This window comes from Metallosphaera cuprina Ar-4 (assembly GCF_000204925.1).
Classification (GTDB): Archaea; Thermoproteota; Thermoprotei_A; order Sulfolobales; family Sulfolobaceae; genus Metallosphaera; species Metallosphaera cuprina.
This window is the reverse complement of the sequence record NC_015435.1, coordinates 1,328,587-1,350,196: the sequence shown is the minus strand read 5'-3', so window position 1 is coordinate 1,350,196 and position 21,610 is coordinate 1,328,587. Positions and strand designations below refer to the sequence as shown.

Here is a 21,610-nt window from a genome sequence, read left to right as displayed (position 1 = left end):
TGAAAAATATTTATATGACGTCATTTAAGTAAGGTTATGTATCCGCCTAAGTTTGGATATGTTATACCAGATAGTATAGACGAGGTTAACGAATTTCTGAGCGAGCACGAGGACGCTAAGGCCTTAGCAGGTGGGCATAGTTTGATTCCAATGTTAAAATTGAGGATATTGAGACCTTCTTATCTTGTAGAATTGAAAGGATTAAATGAGTTGCACTATCTTGTTAACGAGCAAAAAAGGATCAGAATAGGAGCCTTAACAACTCATTATGAGATCTTAAAATCTAACTTGCCTCTCCTGAGTGAGGCCGCCTCAACTGTGGCAGATCCCCAAGTTAGAAACATGGGTACGATAGGAGGTGTTATATCACACCTAGATCCCTCAGCTGACTATCCAGCCTCTCTAATAGCCATGGACGCCACTGTGAAAATAAAGGGCGTGAAGGGGGAGAGAGAAGAACCTTTCAAGGACTTCGCAAAGGATATGTTCTCACCTGATCTCAATCCAGGTGATTTAGTCAAGGAGATCATCGTCCCAGACTTCTCAGGTTACACATATTCGTATAAGAAATTGGAGAGAAGGGCAGGAGACTTCGCCATAGTAGGGGTAGCAGTGTTGATGAGGAAGGAATCTGGAGTGATAAAGGACGTGAGGATAGGACTCACTGCTGTAAACAACAAGGCTGTAAGAGCCTATGAGGCTGAGAAGATGCTTCTTGATAGATCATTAGATGACAAGCTATTGGAGGAAGCGTCTACCAAAGCTATGGAATACGCTAATCCAACTTCAGACATAAGAGGAAGCTCTGAATATAAAAAGAAAATGACTAAAGTCATGACGAAGAGGGCCCTTCTTGATGCGTACAAGAGGTGAAAAGTTATGAAAATATATGAAAAAGACCAAAAAGTGAAAATAAGCTTCAAAGTAAACGGAAAACAAATAGAAACTGAGGTGGAACCTAGAAGGTTACTTGTGCACGTCCTCAGAGAGTTAGGTTTCACGGGAGTACACATAGGGTGTGATACATCGAACTGTGGCGCATGCACTATCCTACTTAACGGGAAGAGTGTAAAGTCGTGCACTTTACTTGCTGTAGAGGCAAATAATACTGAGATTCAAACAGTTGAGGGCTTAGCTCAAAATGGGCAACTTCACCCAGTGCAAGAGGCCTTCTGGGACAAGCACGCGTTACAATGTGGTTACTGTACACCAGGAATGATAATGCAAAGCGTATGGCTCCTAAAGGAGAACCCTAATCCAACTGAGGAGGAGATCAGAGAAGGGATATCTGGTAACCTATGTAGATGTACTGGATATCAAAATATAGTCGAAGCTATCAAGGCAGCAGCCGAGAAACTTCGACTAAATCAGCCTCTGTATCAACGTCAATAAGTATTTCATTTCCGCACTCCACAAAACATACTCCTTCGGTTTGTTTCAATATAACTTTAGCTCCCACATCTCCCTTTATATCTCTTATTTTAGAATAAAGTTTATTTGATATTAATACTGGGTTCCCCCACTGCCCATCGTGTACAGGAACTACCGCTTGGCATTCTTGAGAGAAACCATTTATAATTCTCCTCACAGTTTCCTTTGTAATTAGTGGCATATCGCCCAGGGCCACTAAAATTCCTTCAGTGTTGGTAAAAAACTTTAATCCGAGTTTTAAGGACGACGAAATACCATCTCTCCACCAGGGATTGTACACAATTACCTCATCCGGAAAAGATTGGATTATTTCTTTAGCGTATCTCCCCGCCACAATTACCCTTTGATTAGGTAAAGACTCCAATACCCACTTCAGGACTGGCTTTCCCTTTAGGTCAGCCAATAACTTATTTTTTCCGAATCTAGATCCCTCACCCGCAGCTAAGACTATTACTCCTATCATAGGTTTCACATGTAAACAATTTCATCTATCACGTCTCTGATGATCGGAGGAATGACAACCTTTTTCAAAACATCGTTTAGTAAAGCGGCCCTGAATTCAGACCTCCCTACGATGCTCCTTGATTCGTATTCTAACTTCTCTGAAGCCTCTACTCTCTTTATAAGCTCGTCAGTAAGCTGATCGAAATTCATGCTGTTAACTATCTCACTCCATCTGTTAGCCTTTTCCTGCAAGTTTAGTTGGTTTGTTGCTATATTTGTAAAATAACTCTTTATTTCCTTATTAGTAGCCAATTTCTGAGTCAATAGATTCAAAAACCGTTTCCTAACCACAGGTATTGAAAGTAGTACAAAGTAGGATTTTCCTCCTAAACTCCATGAGTTCACTCTCTCCGCAATGTCATCAACTGACAAATATATGGCGTCCTTCAAAGCGTCTTTAATCATGTTTACAATCATCTCCTCATTAACCTCGACGTTCATAGGCGTTAGCTTACTAGCCTCCTTTTTAACAAAGGAAGCGTAAACTGATACAGTGTTAAACTTCCACGTGGAGAAAGGACAGAGAGTGAGAGCTTGCTTCGTCTTCATCTGAACTAACCAGCCGTAATAAGAGGTCATATATGAACCTGCACATTCGGTGTCGTCTCCAGAGAACCCTAGTTTTCTAGCCCAACAACCCACATGCACTGGTCCCTTTATCTTATCTTTGAGAAATTCAAAGGCTAACACCCCCTTTTCTCCGCTAAGTTTATTGTATACGTATAACCCCTCAGGGCAGAGGAAATATACTGCTTGTAGGCCTAACTTATCCTTTAGTTCCTTAATTTTCATGACGTCTGATTTAGCGTCCTCCAGATTTCCTGAAATGTATTTGTCGTAACCGCAGCAGGTACCATCTATGATCTTAACTCTGGGGGACGATGAAAGTTTTTCTCCTTCATCTGTGAGGAATTGAAGAAAACCTTCAACTCCTTGAACATCGTACTTTGAGGCACATCCCACAAAGAGCATAACAGGAGGTCTGTTTCTGTATTTACTATCGATGGCCTTCTCCATCTCCTTTAACCTTGAGGGAATGGAAGGAGTATCAATCTGTCTCACTTTCCTATTCTCGTTTATGCGAGGTAATGCCTCTGTTATTGACGAAATCTGAACTCCTACTGGACAAGCTTCCTGGCAATTCATACACCCAAAGCAGGGCTCAAATGCAGTTTCTTCTGTGACTAGCCTGCTGAATTTACCAGGTGGAGAACGTGCGAAGTCACGAGTTAAGTTATAAGCTAGACAAGAATCTAGGCACTTCCCACAATTTACACACTTCAACGACTCCTCATACTCTACTTTAATTGAATTAGCGTACTTTGGCACCTTCACCTTGTTTTCAAATTTTTGTAGAATTAACTTGTGTACCTCAGAGTAACTCTGCAGATTGGGGAAAGGTAGAACTTTAGGGTTCTTTTTCAGGAAGTCGAACGTATCGTCCAGAGCTTCTTTAGGCACACTGCCGCATCTAACTATCATCCTGGACGGTGAGTTATAATTTATTATATATCCTAAAATAAAATTGATTTTTGGCACTTCCACAAACTCTTCTGATCTTAAGCATATCGGTATCTCATCCCTTTTTATCGACTTCTCAATAGAGGTAGATACGTCCTTAATCAGTTCCCTTGTGTCTATTGTGCTTTCCTTTTTATTTACTAAAGAGGAGTATATGGAAGGAACGTAATAAGACGCTGCTCCATCCCTTATAATCCCCGCCCACGCGAACTTAGACTCCTCTTTAGTTTCAATTAATTCAGAATAATTTACAGCGAGAAGGTTTACGTTTAACTTATCTTCAAACTCGTAAACCTTTTTCTTAAAATTTACGAAACCGAACTTGTAGCTCCCGAAACCTGAACCGTTGGTCGCTGTAAAGCCTCCTACAGTTCCAAGCAGATATAAAGGGAACAGAGCTGGAAAAAGGCCTTCTTCGCTCGTCTTGTCGATAAGGTCTTTAAAGGTAACACCAGAAGGCACGAGAAGTTTAGCGAAGGGACCGTTACTTTCAACTATCTTATATACGCTTCCATCCCCAAAACGAGATGGGGCCGAAACGGGCCTGGGTTTCAAATATTGGATAATCGTGCCTGACATAGAGGTCCCCTTTCCTAGTATTACCTCAGTCTCCTCTTGGATTAACTGTTTCTTTATATTGCCCGGTCCCATGATAGCTAAAGCCCTACTGAAGATCGAAGCGTCTAATAGCATTCGAGGACAACTAGGATTTATAGTATTTAAATATACTACTCTTAAGACCCTAAATGGTTGACGTTCTAATACCTTTGAGTGTTTCCGGCGTTTGGTATCCGTACTTAGCCGAAGACTTAGCTCAATCGGGCTCAATAGGGATTACCGTATTACTAGAACCATTCTCATACGCTAAAGTTGGGAATGGTGAAGGGATCCTCATAAATGGGGAAAAAGTTAGGCTAGACAACGTAGAATACTTATCTAGAAAATTAGGAAAGGTTAAAGTGGAGATTGAGACAGGAGTTCCTCTTGGATATGGATATGGATTAAGCGCGTCGATAAGTCTAGCTTACGCTTTGGGTGCCTCAGAGATAAAAGGAATCGATCCTTATTTAGCGGTCTTGGAGGCTCATAAGAGCGAGATAATAGCAAAGAACGGCTTAGGTGACATAGTGTCTCAATACTTTGGGAAAAATATTGTGTATAGGGAGAAACCTGGATTCCCTCCTTACGGAGTGGTAAGATCGTTCCCTATAGATAGCGACAATATTTATTCTTTGCCTATTGAGTCCTTACCTACTACAACTATATTGAAACCGCTTGATGTATCGTTCGAGTTGATCCAAGATTTTTTGCAAAATCCTACCTTAGAAAGATTTTTTAGTGTATCTAAAAGATTCACAGAGCTTTTAGGATTTGAAAGCAAGTACCCTAATTCGTTCAGAAAGAAGGGGTTAATACTTAAATTTGGGGAACCTGAATCCGAATCATGGATAAGGCACAGGATCGCGAAAAGAGGAGCTTACGTGGAATAGTCCCTGAGAACCATCCTAGGAGAGACTCAATATTAGTTAGGGAGAGACTGGTTGAAGCGATGGAGGAAGACGTGGTAGTTCCACAAGGTTTGATAGCTCAAGGTAGAGGAGAATGTTTCGATTATCTCATAGGCGAACAGACGCGTGACTTTGCAAAGAAAGCAATTAGATACGCCGCACTCCTTTTAGTTAAGGCTAGGAACCCCGTAATCTCAGTGAACGGAAATGTGGCTGCGTTAGTACCGAGAGAAGTTGTAGAATTGTCTAAAGCTATACCAGCTAAGCTTGAAGTGAACTTATTTTATAGAGACGAGAAAAGGGAGAGAGCGATAGCTAAGGTCCTAAGGGAGGCAGGAGCACAAGAGGTATTAGGTGTAGGAGAAAACGCATCAGAGACGATCCAGGAGTTATTTAGCGAGAGAAGGCGAGTAAGCAAGGAAGGTATATTTAGTGCGGACGTAGTTTTAGTAGCTCTGGAAGATGGGGATAGGACAGAGGCGCTAACCAAAATGGGGAAGAAAGTGATAGCCATTGACCTTAATCCGCTATCTAGAACGTCAATGAAAGCGACGGTCACAATCACGGATAATATAATTAGAGCTATACCGGCGCTAAAGAACGAAGTGATAAACGTTAAGAAAATGAGAGAAGAGGAGATAATGGAAATAGTTCAAAACTATGACAATAAAGACACATTAAGGGAAGCAATGAAATATATCTCACGCAGATTAGATCAACTCTCTCTTGATTTGTAGTTCTCCCTTCCAGGAAACTGCCCTGATTTTACATCTTCAACATACTTCTTTACCGCGTTAGAGATCTCGGCCTTAAGATCTAAATATTTTTTAGCGAAGTATGGTTCTACATCCCCCATACCTAGCAAGTCATGAATCACGAGTACCTGTCCATCACAGTGTGGGCCTGCCCCTATACAAATAGTTGGTACTGAAACCTCTTCCGTTATTTTCCTAGCAATCTCGGAGTACACATTCTCTATGACTATTGAAAACGCGCCCGCCTCCTCCAAGGCTCTCGCGTCTGCAAGTAGCTTCTGCTCGTCCTTAACTGTTCTATAACCTCCAAGAGTCAGGAACCTCTGAGGTGTCAGCCCTATGTGACCCATAACTGGTATTCCAGATTTAACGATCTTACTTACCCTTTCGTAGACCTCAACTCCTCCCTCGAGCTTAACCGCATCGGCCCCCTCTTGAGCTAAAGTACCTGCGTTTCTTATAGCCGATTCGTTTGATGTCTCGTAGCTCAAGAAGGGCATATCAACCACAATGAGTTGCCTTGGAAATGCCCTAACTACTGCTCTAGTGTGATGTATCATATGTTTCATTGTAACTTGAAGAGTGGAGGGGAAACCTAACATGTTCATACCTAACGAATCTCCCACCAGAAGTCCATCAAGCTCCGTGTTAGCTAATATCCTCGCCATGGAGTAATCGTAAACTGTCAACATCGTTATTTTCTCCTTTCCCTTCTTTTTCAGGAAGTCTCGGATAGTTACCTTTTGCATTGCTATTCTTTACTACCTTAGAAGCCAGCGTTAATATTTTCTTAATACGTTGTGAAATTTCCCTCGTCTCCTCGTATTGTGTAGACCTCCTGTAAACGTCTAGGAGAAGAGGCAGTTCCTCAAACGCAATCTTTCTAAACGTTATCCTATCCAGATCCGTTTTGAGCCCCCTCTGGAGAAGGATACCCAACTTCTTCTCTAACCCCACTAGGTCAAGACTTAAAGCTTGAGTCTTGATTAAAACTATTTCAGGGTCTTCCTCATCCTGTTGTAAAGCTTCCCTCACTGCATCCTCGTCAATGAACCTCCACCAGTGCTGGTTACTTGTCTTATAGGAGGTCTGGATAATTCCATAGTCTCTCTCTAGTGCCCTTAATATCATTTTAGGCTCTATGTCGTAGCCTAGTTCCATCAGCTTAGAGACTAAAGACTTGTAGTCAAAATCGCCTACCTCGCTCCTTCCTCTATCCTCAGTTACAGAAAGGGCTACCCTTAATATTATGGAGGCCTTCTCGTACTTCAGCAAAGCTTCTGTTAATCTATCTTTTAGAGTCGCTATCAATGACCGTTCTTCTGAAAACATTATTATTAGTTAATCTCCTCTAGATTAGAGTATGATCAATGACCAATACGCGGTTAGTGTTACATCGCTTACCAAAGAAGTTAACAGGAAGAAGATATTACGAGATTTGTCCTTTCAGGTTAACGAAGGAGAGATATTCGGAATAATAGGACCCAACGGAGCTGGTAAAACTACGACTCTCAGAGTCTTAAGTGGGATTATTGAGACCTATCAGGGTATTGTTAAATTGTTTGGGTTACCTCCTGAAGTTGCTAAAAGGAAGGGTTTTATCTCTTACATGCCCGAAGACGCGTTCCCTTACGATAGGTTAACTGGACTAGAGAATTTAGAATTCTATGCTAGAATATATTCTGGAGGAGATAAGCGACTCGAAGGTGAATTTCTAGAGCGCGGTATAAAGATAGCAGGGTTAGGAGATAGGATATACGACAGAGCTGGTGAGTACAGTCGAGGAATGAAGAGAAGATTGATATTAGCCAGGACCCTAATGGTAGAACCCAAGGTGGCTATCCTTGACGAGCCGACATCCGCTCTGGACGTTGAGTCGTCCGTAAAAGTAAGGGAAATCATTAGAAATATGACCGGTCATACCATTATTTTGTCCTCTCATAACTTACTGGAGGTAGAGTACATGTGCGATAAGGTCCTTTTAATTAACGCAGGGACCGGAGTAAAGATAGGCAAACCTCGAGAGATAGTTGAGGAAACTAAGACCAAAAACCTTGAGGAGTCCTTCATAAAGCTCATAGGTGAGAGATAGTGTTGTCGGATTTACTTAGGAAGGAATGGCTGGATTTAAAGAGGGACAAGAAGATCTTGTTAGCTTCGATCCTAGTCCCTCTTTTTCTCCTTCCTCTGATAGGAGTTGTCATATACGCCTCATTCATATCCCAACCTCCAGTTGTAGGTATAGTAAACAATGAGAGTTATAATCTCCCTTACGTGAACGCACTGAGAGACTACGTTCAGACTCATGGAGGTATAGTTTATGTAAACAACTTCTCCATAGTTCCCGACGTTGAGGTTATATTTCCTCCCGATTTTGCAAAAAATATTACTAGCATAAATGAGGTAGCTTACGTAAGGGAGATAGTTCTTATCTCGTCCCAAAGTACGGCCCAGGAGCTTGTAAATAACGGGTTGTACTCGATCCTGTATAACACATCGTTACACAGGATCGAAACGTTGGAAAACAGATCAGGTGTGAGCGTCAACCCCTCAGTGGTGAGAGATCCTTTGCAGATCCAACTCGGATACATAAAGCCTAGCAAACAGCCCACTTCGGGAAGTGTAGACAGGTTGGGGCAACTAGCTAGAGTGATCTCGTTAATACTATTCCCAGCCTCAACGCCAGTGATATTTTTCCTCACCGATGGTATTTTAGGAGAGAAGGAAAGGAAAACATTAGAGTCCTTACTTGCATCCCCCATCTCTCCCTATAATTTTATTCTAGCTAAATTACTTATTTCAATATCATTAGGGGCCATCTCTTCTTTAGGAGATCTGATAGGGCTTGCGATCTTCTCGATATTCTCACCTATAATCGTGGGTGGGAGCACCAATCTTACCGTCTCTTTCGCCCTTTCTGTTATGATAGCGTACCTACTGATGGTCTTATTAACAGCTTCAATCTCGCTGATCTTACTTATCTTAATAGGAGGGTCTCAGAGAAACGTTCAGATTATAAACTTCTTAATAACTGGATTTGGAATGCTGGCGTCCTTCTCTGCCTTGATTCTAAACTTTGCGTCATTGGGAGGACTTTCGTTCATCCTTTTGATACCATACGTTCAGATAATTGCTGGACTACTTGATGGTGTATTTGGTATCACAAACATGATGCTGACGCTCTACGTTGGAACCTTTACGGCTTCGCTTGTTCTAATTTTTATCTCTTCAAAGATTTTAAATCCTGAGAGACTCCTTCTTAAGTGATGAAAAGTTTTTAATTGAAAACTATATCTTTAATGTATGGGAAACCTAAAAGCATATGTTTTATTAATAACCTCAATTGGAAAAGAACTAGATGTTGTAAATGATTTGAAAAAAATTGAAGGTGTAAAAGACGGTACGCCTGTGTATGGTGAGTACGACGTTGTAATAGAAATTGAAGGTAAATCCCTAGACGATGTTAACAGGACTATTTCTCAGATCAGAAGAAATCCGAATATAATTAGAACCGTGACTCTAATATCAATGTAATCAGTTTTTTATCCCTCTTCATCTAACGTCAGGACGTCTCTGCCACATCATTAACATGATTGAAAGGGGACCCACCTATGTTCATCCTACCCTGGAACCCAGGATCACAAATCCCATAGGCCCATTAATAAAATTTAGTTAAGAATATTTATGCTTGATCTATCTCCATCTGCTCATCATCTGTTTCCTCAAGCACTTTAAGCTTTTTTGCCATCTCCATTACTAATAGATCCAGTTGAGCCAACCTAGCCTCAAGATACGCTATCGACTCTTCCAATTTCTCTGTATTTTCATTCCTTGAAGAATCTTCGCCCCTGTTTTCTATCCCGTTCTTCACGTAGAACTTAACCAGGTCAGTTATTTGAATGCCCATGTCTTCAGCTTTCCTTTTCAGTTCCTCATACATCCATTCCGGGATAGAAAGGTGAATAGTTGGCACTGTACTTTCCTCTCATATAAAATATAGGGGCTACTATTATATTAATCTTCCTAATTAGATCTTCCTCTTTATTTAGGAAGATGGTAGTATCGCTACAGAAAATACTTAAACCATAGCGATCTAATATAACTATTAGGTCTCAAATGAGAGTAATCACATTTAAAGCGGAGGAAGATCTATTGGAACTGTTAGATAGATACGCAATAAGGTACGGTTTGAATAGAAGCGAAGCTATCAGGAAAGCTATTGAGAAGATGGTTAAAGATGAGATGAGCAAGGAAACGGTACCAGTAGCAAGAGTTGAGAGAATAAAATTGTAAGCTAAATTTGAAATAAGTATATTCCTTTTTCCATTCTTGTTTCATCTACTTCTCTGGTAATGAATTGCTTGTAGTTGATGTTCTTAAGGAATTCGTTTGGAGGATCTAAAGGCATTAAATGTCCTTTAATCCAGTAGTGAAGGGGAATTACTATTGAAGGGGATAATTCCTTGATTACCTCAATAGCTTGAGACCAGTCTATTGTTATTGTACCTCCTATTGGGAGGGCTAGAACGTCAGGTGAAATCTCTTTTAAGATTTTGCTAGGTATCTCCCCTATATCTCCCATGTGAACGAAAGACACGCCTTCTTTGTTAACTTCGTATATGCTAGTTTTCCCCCTCGCTTTACCCCCTTGTTGGTCGTGATTGGCCCTAAAGGACCTAACCTTGTACTTAGAAATGCGAAATTCACCTAAGTATCCTATCTTCACATCCTCACTTTCAATGATTTGATACGCGTTATGGTCAAAGTGATCGTGAGTTATAAGCACGATGTTGGCCTTAGTCAAGCTCGGCTTAGAGAGCCCTATACTTCCACCGTCATGAGGGTCTATAACTATTATATCGTCTATTGAAACCATGGAATGACCGAATAGTTTTATCATTGGCTAAATAGACAGTTAAGAACTCAAAAATCTAGAGGCTATCCTCCTAGCGTCTTCCGCACTGACTTTCCGACCTGTATCTGCTATCCTTTTTACCTCGCTTAACACTATCTTAAGTTTCTCGTCATCCAGATATATTCCCTGTTCCTCTAAGATCTTCCTCAACCCGTGGATTCCGCTGTGCTTACCTAGAGCTAATCGTCTGAAGTTTCCGACCTCTTCAGGTGACATCGGTTCATAGGTTAACGGATTCTCTATAACACCGTGAACGTGTATACCGGCCTCATGTCCAAAAGCGTTATCACCAACTACTGCCTTAAAGAAGGGCACAGGAACACCAGTTAGTTCTGACACAAGCCTGCTAGTGTCATAGAGCAGCCAAGGTTTAACTCCTACATCAAAATCCAGGAGCTTCTTGAGTGCCATCACAACCTCCTCCAATGAGGCGTTTCCGGCCCTCTCTCCTATCCCGTTCACTGTTACATGCACTTGTCTTGCTCCGCCAAGAACGCCGGCGATGGAGTTGGCCGTAGCCAATCCAAAGTCGTTGTGGCAATGTACACTAATGATTCTACCAGAGGAGACCGAGGTGATTTTACTAATTAGCTGTTGGAACCTGAAGGGATGCATAACTCCTACCGTATCGGGTATATTTATTCTGTCCGCCCCGGCCTCAACTGCCGTTTTTACTACTTGGAGTAAGAACTCTTCGTTTGTTCTAGTTGCGTCCTCTGGACTGTACTCTACTATAAGCCCGTGAGATTTTGCATACCTAATAGATTCGTAAATCCTATCTAAAACTTGATCTCTTGTCATCTTTAGCTTATATTTTAAGTGAACGTCTGAAGAGGCTATGAACACGTGTACACTAGCTAGTCCCGCCTCTATTCCCCTGTCTATATCTCCATTGTTTGCCCTAGCTAACCCCGTTACTTCTACGCTATCCCCAACCTCCTCTAAGATTTTCTTTGTTGCAATGAACTCTCCTTCTGAAGATGCAGGGAAACCTGCCTCAATCGCATCAACTCCTAATCTCTGAAGTTGTCTCGCTATCTTCACCTTCTGTTCTATAGTGAGATCTATACCAGGGGCTTGCTCCCCATCCCGTAAAGTTGTATCAAATATCCTAACTTTCCTAGTGGAGAACACTCATCCCTCTACCACATTAATAAAAAACTCCCTATTTTTATAAATCTTTCCTATTTAGGGTATGTATAATCTCTTTGGCTAAGTTGAGTTTTTTTCTCTTCACATAAGTCATAGGAACGTCTGCCTTATAGTGCGGCTTAGAATATCTACCTATATAATCTGAGTCGAAATCCATGCCGTATAACTTTATCTTTCTGGCGTTGAAAATTTTTGCGATCAGGTAAGCTCGATCCCCATCAGTGAAACCTCCATACAACTTCACTCCGCCGAAGGGGCTCACTTGCGCCGTAACGATAAATCTTCCCATTAGGTCAGTTTTCCAATGATGCTGAATGTTATCTCCATGAGCGTGGACTACGTAAAGCGAACGCGGATAGCTGGTGATTCCATCTAGATCTGTAACCACAACGTCTGGTACAATAAAGTTTTCCACGAGGTAGTTGGTAGCACCGTCTGCAGCAATTATTACGTCCTCGTTCAATTCCTTAACCTTTACGATAGAGGGTCCCGCTCCCACTACGGCCACGTTAGCTCCATCCAACATATCCATTAGATCTTTTTCCAAATCGACTTTCAATTTCATGTTCAACAACAATGCGGAAACGTAATCCCCTCTTATAGAGTATCCAAACTCCCTTCTAACCCAGTTATAGAAGCTCAGCCATCTGACCTTATCGTAAAGTATATTGTGTCACCTTTTCTTGAAATAATATTAATAGTATATTTATTTTTAATAAAAATAAAAAATGGACTATCTTTAGATATTGTAAACACGACGTCTCTCCCTTTGAGAAACTCTATGGCCTCTAATGGATCGCTTGAGCACGTAATGTCGTTAAGGTCAATTGTGGAATCCATCAAAGATCTCCCTCACCTTGTCAAAGACGGACGTTACTCTCTTCAACAATAAATCGACCTCTCCCTGTCTTGCTGGAACCGAAGGAGCCTTAGTCGGTGATTCGTGTAACAGAGTTAGAGGGAAAATCTCCCTCCACAAGTCTTGAATCTCTGATATTACAGCCTTCGTGGTTCTGTCCAACTCTCTACTCTCTATTAGATAACCTAACACGTCTACTGAGGAACCTGACTCTGGGATCACGGCATAAAGAGAAAGCAAAGTTGATGCAATGTTATCCAATGTCTCCTTACACCTCACCACCGTAAAGTACAAATCGCCGTCATTGAACGCTTCGGTTGATTCCTTCAAGGTCCTCGTTGCCCTTAAAAGGTACTCTGATGCTAGGGCACTATTGTTCAAATATCAACCACCTCTCCTCTCTTAACGTTCTTCAGATCAATTAATTTTTTCCCCATATAATTTACAATTTTTTTATTAGATTGAATAAAGATGTTATCTGGGTCATAAAGAACGTGTCCTAGTGAAGAAATGATAACAACGATAGGGAGATTGAACTCTAGTTCTTTAGGGCTTATGATAATCCCCCTGATAGATGGGTCAGAACGTTTCTCCAAGACCCACTTTTTGCCCTTCTCTGTCTTCCTTAAGGACTTATAGAAATAATTAAATATCTGTCCCCTAGCTAAGAAAGAGATAGTATCAACTTCCTCAAGTATGACCAACATTAGGTTAGGATTTCCTTCTAGAAAAATCAGACCCCTTAACTTCTCACGATAGTGATAAAGAATCGACTCAGATAGGTCAGATATCAGCTCCCAAATGGTCATGTTTAAAGTCTTAAAGAAACTGAAATAAAGTTATGGATTATTGGGCGTCAAGGTATTTGTCTCAAAGACCATCCATGAAAATTGATATAATAGAGGTGGAAGCTCCTTGCAACTCTGAATGCCTTGAGGGAACTGAGTTTAGATCCCTCCTGAGTGACGAAACTTTCAGATCTAGGCTGGAGGTTATAGATAGCCTAGTGAGCTTAATAAAAGAACAGGTTTCAGTGCTAAGAAGGGAGGTAAAGGAAAGAATAACAGGGCAAGGAGTAAACATAGATTCCTTAACCTACGCTATTTACAGATTAGTGGAGTATGGGGGTAACACGTCGCTTGGGGAAAAGGTGACCTTCGATAATAGAGTGATTGCAGAAGGGCCCTTTAATTTTCTGGTAAACGTGAACGGCCAGATAGATAGGATTATCAAAGATCCTGATATAAGATCTATATGTGACGAAATCAGATATTTAATTGAGGCGTTATGGGAACACTTTAATAAGAACATGGTGAGAGATTAATGAAGATAAAAGTAGGTATAGAAGGTTTTACTATAGATTCGGCCCACTATACGCTGTCTTCCCCTAAAGATGACCAGCTTCACGGCCACACCTACACTGTAAGCGTGGAAGTTGAGGGAGACATTAACGAAGACAACGGATTCGTAGTAGACTTCAACAAGTTAAGGAACTTAGTAAATCAAACCATATCTCTATGGGATCACAAGTTTATAGTCCCAAAAAAAGACTTTGAAAAGATAAATATCGCCTCTCCTTTTAGGGTTGACGTCAAACTCATTGAGGCTCCTTATCCCACCGTTGAATACATAGGAATAGAGATCGCCAAGCATATATATAATTCATTAGGAAATAATTTTAAGATATCAGTAAAAATTTACGAAGGGAGAGATTCCTATGCCGTAGTAGAGTATCCGTGATACTGATAATATAATTAAAAGTTAATCTACTATCATCCTTAGTCCAATTGGATCTACCCTAGTGCAAGATTCACAGCTAGATAAGAACTCCACTATTCCTTCCTCTATTTTTAAGCATGTGTTCTTTCCTTCTTCAATCTTGGACATGAATCTAGGTCTATCATCTGCACATGCTCCCTCTCTGCTAACTTTGAAAAACCCATCGTACTCACCCCTCCATATAGGATTAAACCCATTAAAGAGGAATATACCGCCAAATATTTTTGGATAGCATAGAGGTGAACTACACGACGAAAGTCTCATTGTTTCTAACAACTTTTTAACGCATTCACCAGTTGTTTCGAGAGGATAGTGTGCAATTGCTAACTTATACTCTCCGTCATTAAGAATCGTAATCCTTGGAACTGCTATCCTCACATCCAATCCTCCTCACTAAGGGTTCATCTTGAATATAACTCTTATCTAAACTACTAGCTATTTCGGCTTTGGCTAACTCATAACCTAGATATAATGCGTGATCAGGGGAAATCTGTCCAATTTCTCTTAAGATGGTCCTTCCTACAGACAGTCCATCCTCTCCCTCAACTAGAACGTTGGTTCTTCCTGAGAAGGATGCGACTATCTTCCTGTTCTCGAGGAAAATACGAAAGTATCCTGAATCCATCTTAGGCTCTATTTTTTCAGCCTTAATCCTTTGTCCAGATATGGGAGGAACCTCGACCCTTTTTTTCTCCTTAACGATAAGAAGATCTATACCCAAACCTTTAGGGACTTTTCCCTGTTCGTGAGCCACAGTCATCATCTTTGTAGCTCTCCTCAGTTCCCAAGAGCTCCATTTAGTTTTACCTTTCTCCATAGTAAGGAAGATCGAAATACCGAGTTCCATTCCAATTACAGATAGTAAAGAGTTTATCCCATGACTATCCGCATCTAACAGTTCTGTAACGTTGAGAGATCCCATTAACATTGGTACGTCTCGCAAAGTTCGGCTTAGCTTTGAGTATTCCATAATACTATCAGTGAACCCCATCAGAGGAGGACCCAACACTGGATCAGCTATTAATTTCTCATAGCCTCTAACCTTTGCCTTCTTAACAATTTCTAAAGTCTCTTGGGCTCTGTTTTCAGTAGTAAAAGGGGCAACAACGAACGCCGCATCCTTCCTAAAGTCCTCCAGATCATAAACGTTTGTCTCATTTAAGTTAAATACTATAGAAGCGCCTCCCTTAATTCCCTCCTTCAATAAATACGGGGAATCGCTGTCTATACCAATAACGGGAGCGATATCTTTTATCGCCTTTACTCTTCTTCTCACTTCATCAATATCGTTAAATCCCACTGGGAATCCCACAACATAAGCGTCAACGAAATTTCTAGTTCTCTCCACCTCTTCAATCCATTTGTCTAGAGGAGATGATGGATTTAACTCTAAAAATATCCTGAAAGGTGGAGGTCTCAGTGGGACTTTCAGACCTATGTCGAAGGAGTATATCGCTTTCTCCTCTGCTTTCCTTAAAGTAGCTTCTATTTCTTCTTTGAAGTTTGATTTCAGGATCACATCGGCTGGATAAATAGTTGAGAGCTCTATTCCTTTCCTTAAGGCTTCGATAGCTTTCCCTACATCCCAGGCGTTCTCCGTTCCCTTATAAGTCCTTACGCCTAGTTCTTTCTCCAGGATCTTAGCGTCTCCGTACACTAAACCTGGAAGGATAAGGTAATCGTAGGATGAAATCTCATCCTTCCTAGCTTTGAGTTTTTCAAGGATATACCTCATGCTCATTAGGGAGGCTACAGGATAATCCAACGATATTATCGTAATTTGATCTTCATATCCTTTAATGGCTTCCTCTAGAATTGGCCGAGCCAGCTTACCTGTTAGCAAAAGGACTCTCATATTTCTTAAGTAAGGATCACTTCATGAGTTTATATAACTGAGATTAAGTGACATTTCGAGCCTTTAACTAATCATTTATTAATATTTTAAATCCAAATATTTTTGATTTGACGAAGCTGCATATCCCTGATAACTTAAGCCAGTTCGCTAGAGGGATTATTCAGCTTTTATCTTGTAGCTAATAAATAACAATTAAATCATGATCATACGACTGGAAACATCAACGTTCAGACTTTTACTTTCAGATTTTAGAACATCTCAATTCTTCTATCTTTTTCCAATATAAATGTAATAATTGGTCTCCTCATCTTGACATGACTTTAAATACTAAAGATATATCTTTAGCATTCATGAAACTAAGGTCAATATATCTTGCATTGATATTAGGCTTGATGTTGATTGGTCCGTTTTTTACTGGTTTACAGATTGACCAGGGATTTGGAATACCTTCTCCGCCCCCGCAACTTCACTTTATTATGTATGCTAGACCTCTAGAGGAACCTTTAGCCCCAGGTATGACTAACGTTCCAATAAATTTCACTATTATTAACGTCAATAGCTTAACTTTTTATAACGTAAACATATCGGCTTTCTCGATCTTTCCTTTCCAATTAATCAGTTATTATAACAATACAGAAAACACTACCTTATTAAGATGGAACCCAGGCCAGGCGGTAAGCGTCGTCTATTATTACAACATTCAGAGCTCCGCCCAGCAAGGAGTTTACAACATAAGCCTCAAGGTGGCTGGGTTTATATCATATTTTCAAAAATTCCATGAAACTCTTAACGCTTCTGTGGCTATCCTAGGTTACGCTAGAGCTTCTGTACAGGCTGTATGGGGATCTCCTTCTTCTCCGCAATTAGTCGCTCCTGGCGATAATAACGTCCCTATAACGCTCATAGTTAACAATCAGGGAAACGTACAGCTCTCGAACGCTTCAATAATATTGACCTCAACGTATCCGATAAAGTTCATGCAGAACTACCTAAACATAGGATATTTGCCACCTGGCCAACCGATTGAGGTGACGACCTACGCTTCAGTCTACCCTAATGCTACCACAGGAGTATATCAAGTTCCAGCTGAAATCCAGTACTTCTCATCATCTAAATTGACCACATCAATCTCTATACCTATCACAGGTTATCTCAATTTCTCTGCAAATTCAATATGGGGTAGTACAAGTGATCCCATAATAGCAGGAGCTGGAGAGCCAAGACTACCTCTTACTATAATAGTAAACAATCTGGGAGACGTTAATGCACTCAACGTAAGTATTACTTTCCCTCAAAATGAGTATCCTCTTCACTTCTTACAACAGAGCGGATATCTAGGAATAATTCCTTCAGGTCTTTATTCGGAAACCACTCTAGTCGCTTCGGTTTACTCTAACGCATCCCCTGGAGTTTATTACATAAAGGGATCTATAAACTACTTCAATGAGAACGCACCTATTTACGTACCTGTAACTATCCTAGGTTACGCTAGAGCTTCTGTACAGGCTGTATGGGGATCTCCTTCTTCTCCGCAATTAGTCGCTCCTGGCGATAATAACGTCCCTATAACGCTCATAGTTAACAATCAGGGAAACGTACAGCTCTCGAACGCTTCAATAATATTGACCTCAACGTATCCGATAAAGTTCATGCAGAACTACCTAAACATAGGATATTTGCCACCTGGCCAACCGATTGAGGTGACGACCTACGCTTCAGTCTACCCTAATGCTACCACAGGAGTATATCAAGTTCCAGCTGAAATCCAGTACTTCTCATCTAGAGAGAGCATTAGCACGTTTATCACTATACCTGTTGTTGGTTACGAAAGTTTCTTCATATCAAGTGTATGGGGATCCACTTCAACCCCATTAACTGCAGCTCCAGGGCAAGAGAACTTGCCCTTAACTTTCATAGTTAGAAACCTGGGGGACGTTAATGCACTCAACGTGTCTCTTTATTTCAATCAGTACGAGTTCCCTGTTCAGTTTTCTCAAAACTCACTTATGCTTGGAATTATTCCGTCTGGAGAGATAAATGAGGGCTCTGTCACAGTTAACGTCTACCAAAATGCCACGCCTGGAACTTATTACATCCCTATAGTAATACACTATAGCGATGTTAATTTAACACAATACGTTCCGATCACAATATATCCTCCAAAGATTACTATTTCAGTTTTCACTGATCCACCTCAGGTGTTCCCTGGATTTTATGATGTAAGAGTGGGAGTACTCCTAACAAATTATGGAACTGCAACTGCCCAAAACTCATATATTACAATTCAATCACCGTTCCCTGTAGTCTCTCAATCCAACGTCACTGTAGGTGCTATACCTCCTGGTACTCCCCTCAACATAACTTACCTAATTAACGTACCTGACTCTGTAAATCCAGGTCAATACGATCTCAAATTTAACGTATTCTACGATGGTGGAACGTATACAAAGTCCTATACATTAACTGTGTATCCAAAGGCTAACCTAACTATAGTCAACGTAATCTACTCATCATTACAACCGGGCGATACAAAGGTACCTATCACTCTCGAAATCAAGAATATAGGCAACGTAACAGCTAAGAACGTGAAAGCGATATTAGGAACGTCGGACGTAATTTACCCACACGTGAGCTCTTCTAACCCACTCCAAGCTCTAACTGCCTCTGAATCTAGTTTAGGAGATATAGGACCTGGACAGATCATAAATGTCACTTACGTAATTGACGTTAGTGGAGGAGCCTCAGTAGGAAGCTATCCGTTAACTTTAACACTATTATGGAATCAAACCGGGTCATTTGTGCCTTTTGTTCAAAACGATCACTTCATAGTCAACGTTACGCCACCTCTCACCACTGTTCTACTACAAAATCCATTATTCTACATTGCTATCATAATAATAATTGTAATAATTGCTGTTGCTATAATTTTACTCAGAAGGAAGAAGTAACACATTAGATTTTTATAAACCTCCAAACTATTTTTTATTATACATGCTAATGGAACCTTTAATCAAACTTTTAGCGTATCTGGTTCCAGCTTACTCTAGGTTATCTTTAGCGTTAGCGCTGCTGTTCTATGCTGGTCTACTGATCTTGGCCATCTCTACGGTGCTAGCTTCATGCATAAGAAGTTGATTATCTTTTTGATTTTGTATTTCGCACTCTCGCTAAACGGTTCAGGCCAGGTAAGCGCTGTGATGTACTACAACGGCACGGTCGTAGTCCACTTCGATTCATATAAGTGGATTTACGTTCCGGAGAACTGGACGTTAGAAGGTTCTCAAAACGTAACCAAGGTTGGAAATTACATTTATCCTACATCACTACCTGCGAGAGCCTCATTTAAAGTTGAGTCTAGAGGAGTGCTCTCAATAGACGAACCTAACATATCGTACGTAACAGTAATTCTCCCGTTAAACTCAAGGATATCATACATGAATCCTACACCTAGCTCACTCACTGAAAACAATAATGAGCTAAATATCGATTTTAACTCAAGTAACGTTACGATAGCCTTTTACTTAGTAAGCGGAAGTTCGTTGTTTAACAATCCGTATTTCTATTCAACTATTGCGAGCAGTTCCGTCACTGCATATTTTGGTTACTTGTTGTGGAGCTCCAGAAGCGGCACTCAATTAGTTGAACCCAATGAGCTAGATGAAAGGGACTTAAGGATAATAGAAGCGATAAAGAATGGGGCGGACAGCCTGAATAAGATTTCAGAAGTTTCACTTTTACCTAGGACAACCGTATACAGACGAGTGAAAAGATTGATCGGATTGGGCATTATCGAGGAGGTGAGGGAAAGAGGGAAAGTCAAGTATCTCCTCAAGGGTGGCTCAAAATGAAGTCCGCTCTGATAGTTTTGCTCCTGCTTATATCAATAAGTGCTGCTGTATTCTCGTCTGTAAATCTTGTTAACACTTCTATTCAAAAGGAACCTAGCGGATATCTATTTAATGTAACGTTCACTAGGCAATTTGTGGTTGATCATTCCGGCAATTATTTAGTAAAACTAAACCATAATTTAAATATAAAATCAATTTACATCATAGTAGTTTTTAGTCATGAAAAGGGAGATCGCCACGTCTTAGTTCTTACCCTCTCTTCTCCTTCATCCGTTCTGCACTTGGAGAAAGGCGTCTATGAGGCCAAGTTCTACGTTACCGGCATCTCCTCATATAATTTAACAGACCTTGAGGTAGAAGAAAATATTAACGTGTCCATCTCGTTTGAGGGAAACCACTAAATCAGTATAGGTAAATCAGTATAGGACAGCTATTTCGCAATTTTTAACAAATTCCTTCACGAATTTCACGTACGCTTCCACATCGTCAACCTGGAGGAATTCAAAGATGTACCCATCGTAATGCAACCTCTTTCCTATTTCCCACGCGTTCTCCACCCATTCGCCCAATATGTCGGTAAGAAATACAGGAAGTTCCCTTAGTTCCTTCTTTAAACCAAAGTAGTCCCCTAAAGCCTTAATACCTTCAACTATAGCTTTAAAGAGCATTTCGCTAGCTAGAACGTGAGACGTCTTAACGATTTCGCTGGCTCTCTCCAGATAGAAATTTGCTGTATCCAATCTTATTTTTACTATTTCGTCGGTGCTTAACTTACCCTCCAGCGCGTCATTAGCTTCATTCCTTGAATCCCTCCCTATTTCAATTATAGCTTCAGGTAATTTCACGATATTTATATTGGAGATCCCTATCTTATAAAAGGTGCAATTAGATATTACTGCTTTGAATCCTAGTGCTTGACATTGAGAGGTTCACTACTCATTAGCTTACATAAAATAGAGCTCAAGGAGTGAAACACATAACGTATGCTGATCAAAATCGAGTTTACTTCCCTGGTGACGGATCACATGATGGGGCAAATTATATATTTACGACGAATGTATAAATTATGTTAAGTTGAACATCTACACAGCCTTGCTTATAGCTAGCTCGGTTTGCCTTTCGCTTGGAGGGTATTTCCTATTAGGTGTAGTTCCACCTGTCCTTTCCTTAACTACATACGTTGTTGTAGTAGTATTACTCACTCTTTCATTTTTAGCATGGAGAGGAAATCAAACCGCAATAAATACCGGTTTAGTACTCGCGGTGTTAGCAATAATCTCGTCGACCTCGTCCCAGGCCCATTTGACTGCTCTCTCAGAGATAGATGATAACCTAAGAATAACACTGTTAGACGTGCTAATGATATTAGGTTTCTACTTGTTTCCAGGAATTTATATCGTCGTGCGTTTAAAGGAAATGTTGAAACGTAGGAGAGCACTCGTCGATAAGAAAGATTGAAATAGTTCACTGGGTCTATCATTAT

At 40.6% G+C, this 21,610-nt stretch carries 29 protein-coding genes; 15 read left to right on the top strand and 14 right to left on the bottom strand.

From position 1 onward, the window contains the following. Window positions 1-36 precede the first annotated feature (36 nt). A complete protein-coding gene (gene cutB, locus MCUP_RS07005) occupies window positions 37-873 on the top strand; it encodes a glyceraldehyde dehydrogenase subunit beta (protein ID WP_013738094.1) in 837 nt (278 codons plus the stop codon). 6 nt (window positions 874-879) lie between these two features. Continuing rightward, the gene (cutC, locus tag MCUP_RS07000; RefSeq protein WP_013738093.1) at window positions 880-1,392 is read left to right on the top strand and encodes a glyceraldehyde dehydrogenase subunit gamma; all 513 of its coding nucleotides are present in this window, start codon (window positions 880-882) and stop codon (window positions 1,390-1,392) included. Here the strand turns inward: cutC and MCUP_RS06995 are convergent. Together MCUP_RS06995 and MCUP_RS06990 are read right to left on the bottom strand one after the other, a co-directional pair. Then, entirely contained in the window at window positions 1,337-1,894 is a 558-nt protein-coding gene (locus MCUP_RS06995) for a nucleotidyltransferase family protein (protein WP_048057764.1), read from the bottom strand. The two genes, cutC and MCUP_RS06995, sit on opposite strands and share 56 nt — an antisense overlap. 5 nt (window positions 1,895-1,899) lie before the next feature. After that, entirely contained in the window at window positions 1,900-4,149 is a 2,250-nt protein-coding gene (locus tag MCUP_RS06990; protein WP_013738092.1) for a 4Fe-4S dicluster domain-containing protein, read from the bottom strand. A gap of 53 nt (window positions 4,150-4,202) precedes the next feature. On the opposite strand from MCUP_RS06990, the gene MCUP_RS06985 reads away from it, so the two are divergent. Beyond that, window positions 4,203-4,946, top strand: a complete 744-nt coding sequence (locus tag MCUP_RS06985; protein WP_013738091.1) for a GHMP family kinase ATP-binding protein — start codon at window positions 4,203-4,205, stop codon at window positions 4,944-4,946. Continuing rightward, complete coding sequence (locus tag MCUP_RS06980) at window positions 4,901-5,701, top strand: 4-phosphopantoate--beta-alanine ligase (protein WP_013738090.1); 801 nt, start codon at window positions 4,901-4,903, stop codon at window positions 5,699-5,701. Before MCUP_RS06985 ends, MCUP_RS06980 begins: the two co-directional genes overlap by 46 nt. Here MCUP_RS06980 and panB read toward each other — a convergent pair. Then, window positions 5,680-6,468 carry a 3-methyl-2-oxobutanoate hydroxymethyltransferase gene (panB, locus tag MCUP_RS06975; RefSeq protein WP_048057577.1) on the bottom strand — a complete coding sequence of 263 codons (789 nt, stop codon included), beginning with the start codon at window positions 6,466-6,468 and terminating at the stop codon, window positions 5,680-5,682. The two genes, MCUP_RS06980 and panB, sit on opposite strands and share 22 nt — an antisense overlap. Beyond that, a complete protein-coding gene (locus MCUP_RS06970) occupies window positions 6,368-7,051 on the bottom strand; it encodes a hypothetical protein (RefSeq protein ID WP_048057576.1) in 684 nt (227 codons plus the stop codon). The genes panB and MCUP_RS06970 overlap by 101 nt, the downstream gene beginning before the upstream one ends. 31 nt (window positions 7,052-7,082) lie before the next feature. On the opposite strand from MCUP_RS06970, the gene MCUP_RS06965 reads away from it, so the two are divergent. The 3 genes from MCUP_RS06965 to MCUP_RS06955 are packed head-to-tail and all read left to right on the top strand — an operon-like array spanning window position 7,083 to window position 9,253. Then, on the top strand, window positions 7,083-7,811 hold the full coding sequence (locus tag MCUP_RS06965) for an ABC transporter ATP-binding protein (protein WP_013738087.1): 729 nt from the start codon (window positions 7,083-7,085) through the stop codon (window positions 7,809-7,811). Then, entirely contained in the window at window positions 7,811-8,986 is a 1,176-nt protein-coding gene (locus tag MCUP_RS06960) for an ABC transporter permease (protein ID WP_048057575.1), read from the top strand. Before MCUP_RS06965 ends, MCUP_RS06960 begins: the two co-directional genes overlap by 1 nt. A gap of 36 nt (window positions 8,987-9,022) precedes the next feature. Further along, window positions 9,023-9,253 carry an Lrp/AsnC ligand binding domain-containing protein gene (locus MCUP_RS06955; protein ID WP_013738085.1) on the top strand — a complete coding sequence of 77 codons (231 nt, stop codon included), beginning with the start codon at window positions 9,023-9,025 and terminating at the stop codon, window positions 9,251-9,253. Between the two features lie 148 nt (window positions 9,254-9,401). Here MCUP_RS06955 and MCUP_RS06950 read toward each other — a convergent pair whose 3' ends face one another. Further along, a complete protein-coding gene (locus MCUP_RS06950) occupies window positions 9,402-9,692 on the bottom strand; it encodes a hypothetical protein (RefSeq protein ID WP_048057574.1) in 291 nt (96 codons plus the stop codon). 143 nt (window positions 9,693-9,835) lie between these two features. Between MCUP_RS06950 and ccr1 the strand changes: the two genes are divergently transcribed. Continuing rightward, the gene (gene ccr1, locus MCUP_RS06945; protein WP_013738083.1) at window positions 9,836-10,012 is read left to right on the top strand and encodes an aCcr1 family cell cycle regulator; all 177 of its coding nucleotides are present in this window, start codon (window positions 9,836-9,838) and stop codon (window positions 10,010-10,012) included. A gap of 1 nt (window position 10,013) precedes the next feature. On the opposite strand, the gene MCUP_RS06940 is transcribed toward ccr1, so the two are convergent. From MCUP_RS06940 to MCUP_RS06920, 6 genes are read right to left on the bottom strand one after another with little or no spacing between them, the layout of a single operon-like run. Further along, on the bottom strand, window positions 10,014-10,619 hold the full coding sequence (locus MCUP_RS06940; RefSeq protein ID WP_048057573.1) for an MBL fold metallo-hydrolase: 606 nt from the start codon (window positions 10,617-10,619) through the stop codon (window positions 10,014-10,016). Between the two features lie 15 nt (window positions 10,620-10,634). After that, the gene (locus MCUP_RS06935) at window positions 10,635-11,768 is read right to left on the bottom strand and encodes an isopropylmalate synthase (RefSeq protein WP_013738081.1); all 1,134 of its coding nucleotides are present in this window, start codon (window positions 11,766-11,768) and stop codon (window positions 10,635-10,637) included. A 37-nt stretch (window positions 11,769-11,805) separates the two neighbouring features. Further along, on the bottom strand, window positions 11,806-12,429 hold the full coding sequence (locus tag MCUP_RS06930; RefSeq protein ID WP_048057572.1) for a 6-hydroxymethylpterin diphosphokinase MptE-like protein: 624 nt from the start codon (window positions 12,427-12,429) through the stop codon (window positions 11,806-11,808). Next, window positions 12,426-12,626 carry a hypothetical protein gene (locus MCUP_RS10145; protein WP_148230918.1) on the bottom strand — a complete coding sequence of 67 codons (201 nt, stop codon included), beginning with the start codon at window positions 12,624-12,626 and terminating at the stop codon, window positions 12,426-12,428. The genes MCUP_RS06930 and MCUP_RS10145 overlap by 4 nt, the downstream gene beginning before the upstream one ends. Continuing rightward, window positions 12,610-13,026 (bottom strand): hypothetical protein, encoded by a 417-nt coding sequence (locus MCUP_RS06925; RefSeq protein WP_013738078.1) that lies wholly within the window; start codon window positions 13,024-13,026, stop codon window positions 12,610-12,612. The genes MCUP_RS10145 and MCUP_RS06925 overlap by 17 nt, the downstream gene beginning before the upstream one ends. After that, the gene (locus MCUP_RS06920; RefSeq protein WP_048057571.1) at window positions 13,023-13,454 is read right to left on the bottom strand and encodes a hypothetical protein; all 432 of its coding nucleotides are present in this window, start codon (window positions 13,452-13,454) and stop codon (window positions 13,023-13,025) included. The genes MCUP_RS06925 and MCUP_RS06920 overlap by 4 nt, the downstream gene beginning before the upstream one ends. A 32-nt stretch (window positions 13,455-13,486) precedes the next feature. On the opposite strand from MCUP_RS06920, the gene MCUP_RS06915 reads away from it, so the two are divergent. Together MCUP_RS06915 and MCUP_RS06910 are read left to right on the top strand one after the other, a co-directional pair. Continuing rightward, window positions 13,487-13,969, top strand: coding sequence for an NAD(P)/FAD-dependent oxidoreductase (locus tag MCUP_RS06915; RefSeq protein WP_048057570.1), 483 nt, complete (start codon window positions 13,487-13,489; stop codon window positions 13,967-13,969). Next, window positions 13,969-14,385: a 6-pyruvoyl trahydropterin synthase family protein gene (locus MCUP_RS06910; protein WP_013738075.1), complete on the top strand. Its 417-nt coding sequence runs from the start codon at window positions 13,969-13,971 to the stop codon at window positions 14,383-14,385. The genes MCUP_RS06915 and MCUP_RS06910 overlap by 1 nt, the downstream gene beginning before the upstream one ends. A gap of 21 nt (window positions 14,386-14,406) precedes the next feature. Here MCUP_RS06910 and MCUP_RS06905 read toward each other — a convergent pair whose 3' ends face one another. Then, window positions 14,407-14,802: a hypothetical protein gene (locus MCUP_RS06905; RefSeq protein WP_048057569.1), complete on the bottom strand. Its 396-nt coding sequence runs from the start codon at window positions 14,800-14,802 to the stop codon at window positions 14,407-14,409. Then, a complete protein-coding gene (locus MCUP_RS06900; RefSeq protein ID WP_013738073.1) occupies window positions 14,768-16,279 on the bottom strand; it encodes a dihydropteroate synthase-like protein in 1,512 nt (503 codons plus the stop codon). Before MCUP_RS06900 ends, MCUP_RS06905 begins: the two co-directional genes overlap by 35 nt. Window positions 16,280-16,629: 350 nt before the next feature. Here MCUP_RS06900 and MCUP_RS06895 point away from each other — a divergent pair, with 350 nt between their 5' ends. The 4 genes from MCUP_RS06895 to MCUP_RS06885 are packed head-to-tail and all read left to right on the top strand — an operon-like array spanning window position 16,630 to window position 20,528. After that, window positions 16,630-19,227 (top strand): COG1361 S-layer family protein, encoded by a 2,598-nt coding sequence (locus MCUP_RS06895; RefSeq protein ID WP_048057568.1) that lies wholly within the window; start codon window positions 16,630-16,632, stop codon window positions 19,225-19,227. Window positions 19,228-19,276: 49 nt separating this feature from the next. After that, complete coding sequence (locus tag MCUP_RS10035; RefSeq protein WP_237697978.1) at window positions 19,277-19,414, top strand: hypothetical protein; 138 nt, start codon at window positions 19,277-19,279, stop codon at window positions 19,412-19,414. Then, on the top strand, window positions 19,399-20,127 hold the full coding sequence (locus MCUP_RS06890) for a helix-turn-helix transcriptional regulator (RefSeq protein ID WP_013738070.1): 729 nt from the start codon (window positions 19,399-19,401) through the stop codon (window positions 20,125-20,127). Before MCUP_RS10035 ends, MCUP_RS06890 begins: the two co-directional genes overlap by 16 nt. Continuing rightward, window positions 20,124-20,528, top strand: a complete 405-nt coding sequence (locus MCUP_RS06885) for a hypothetical protein (RefSeq protein ID WP_048057567.1) — start codon at window positions 20,124-20,126, stop codon at window positions 20,526-20,528. Before MCUP_RS06890 ends, MCUP_RS06885 begins: the two co-directional genes overlap by 4 nt. 15 nt (window positions 20,529-20,543) lie before the next feature. On the opposite strand, the gene MCUP_RS06880 is transcribed toward MCUP_RS06885, so the two are convergent. Continuing rightward, window positions 20,544-20,972 (bottom strand): PaREP1 family protein, encoded by a 429-nt coding sequence (locus tag MCUP_RS06880; protein ID WP_013738068.1) that lies wholly within the window; start codon window positions 20,970-20,972, stop codon window positions 20,544-20,546. A 229-nt stretch (window positions 20,973-21,201) separates the two neighbouring features. Between MCUP_RS06880 and MCUP_RS06875 the strand changes: the two genes are divergently transcribed. After that, the gene (locus MCUP_RS06875; protein WP_052296640.1) at window positions 21,202-21,585 is read left to right on the top strand and encodes a hypothetical protein; all 384 of its coding nucleotides are present in this window, start codon (window positions 21,202-21,204) and stop codon (window positions 21,583-21,585) included. Window positions 21,586-21,610 lie beyond the last annotated feature (25 nt).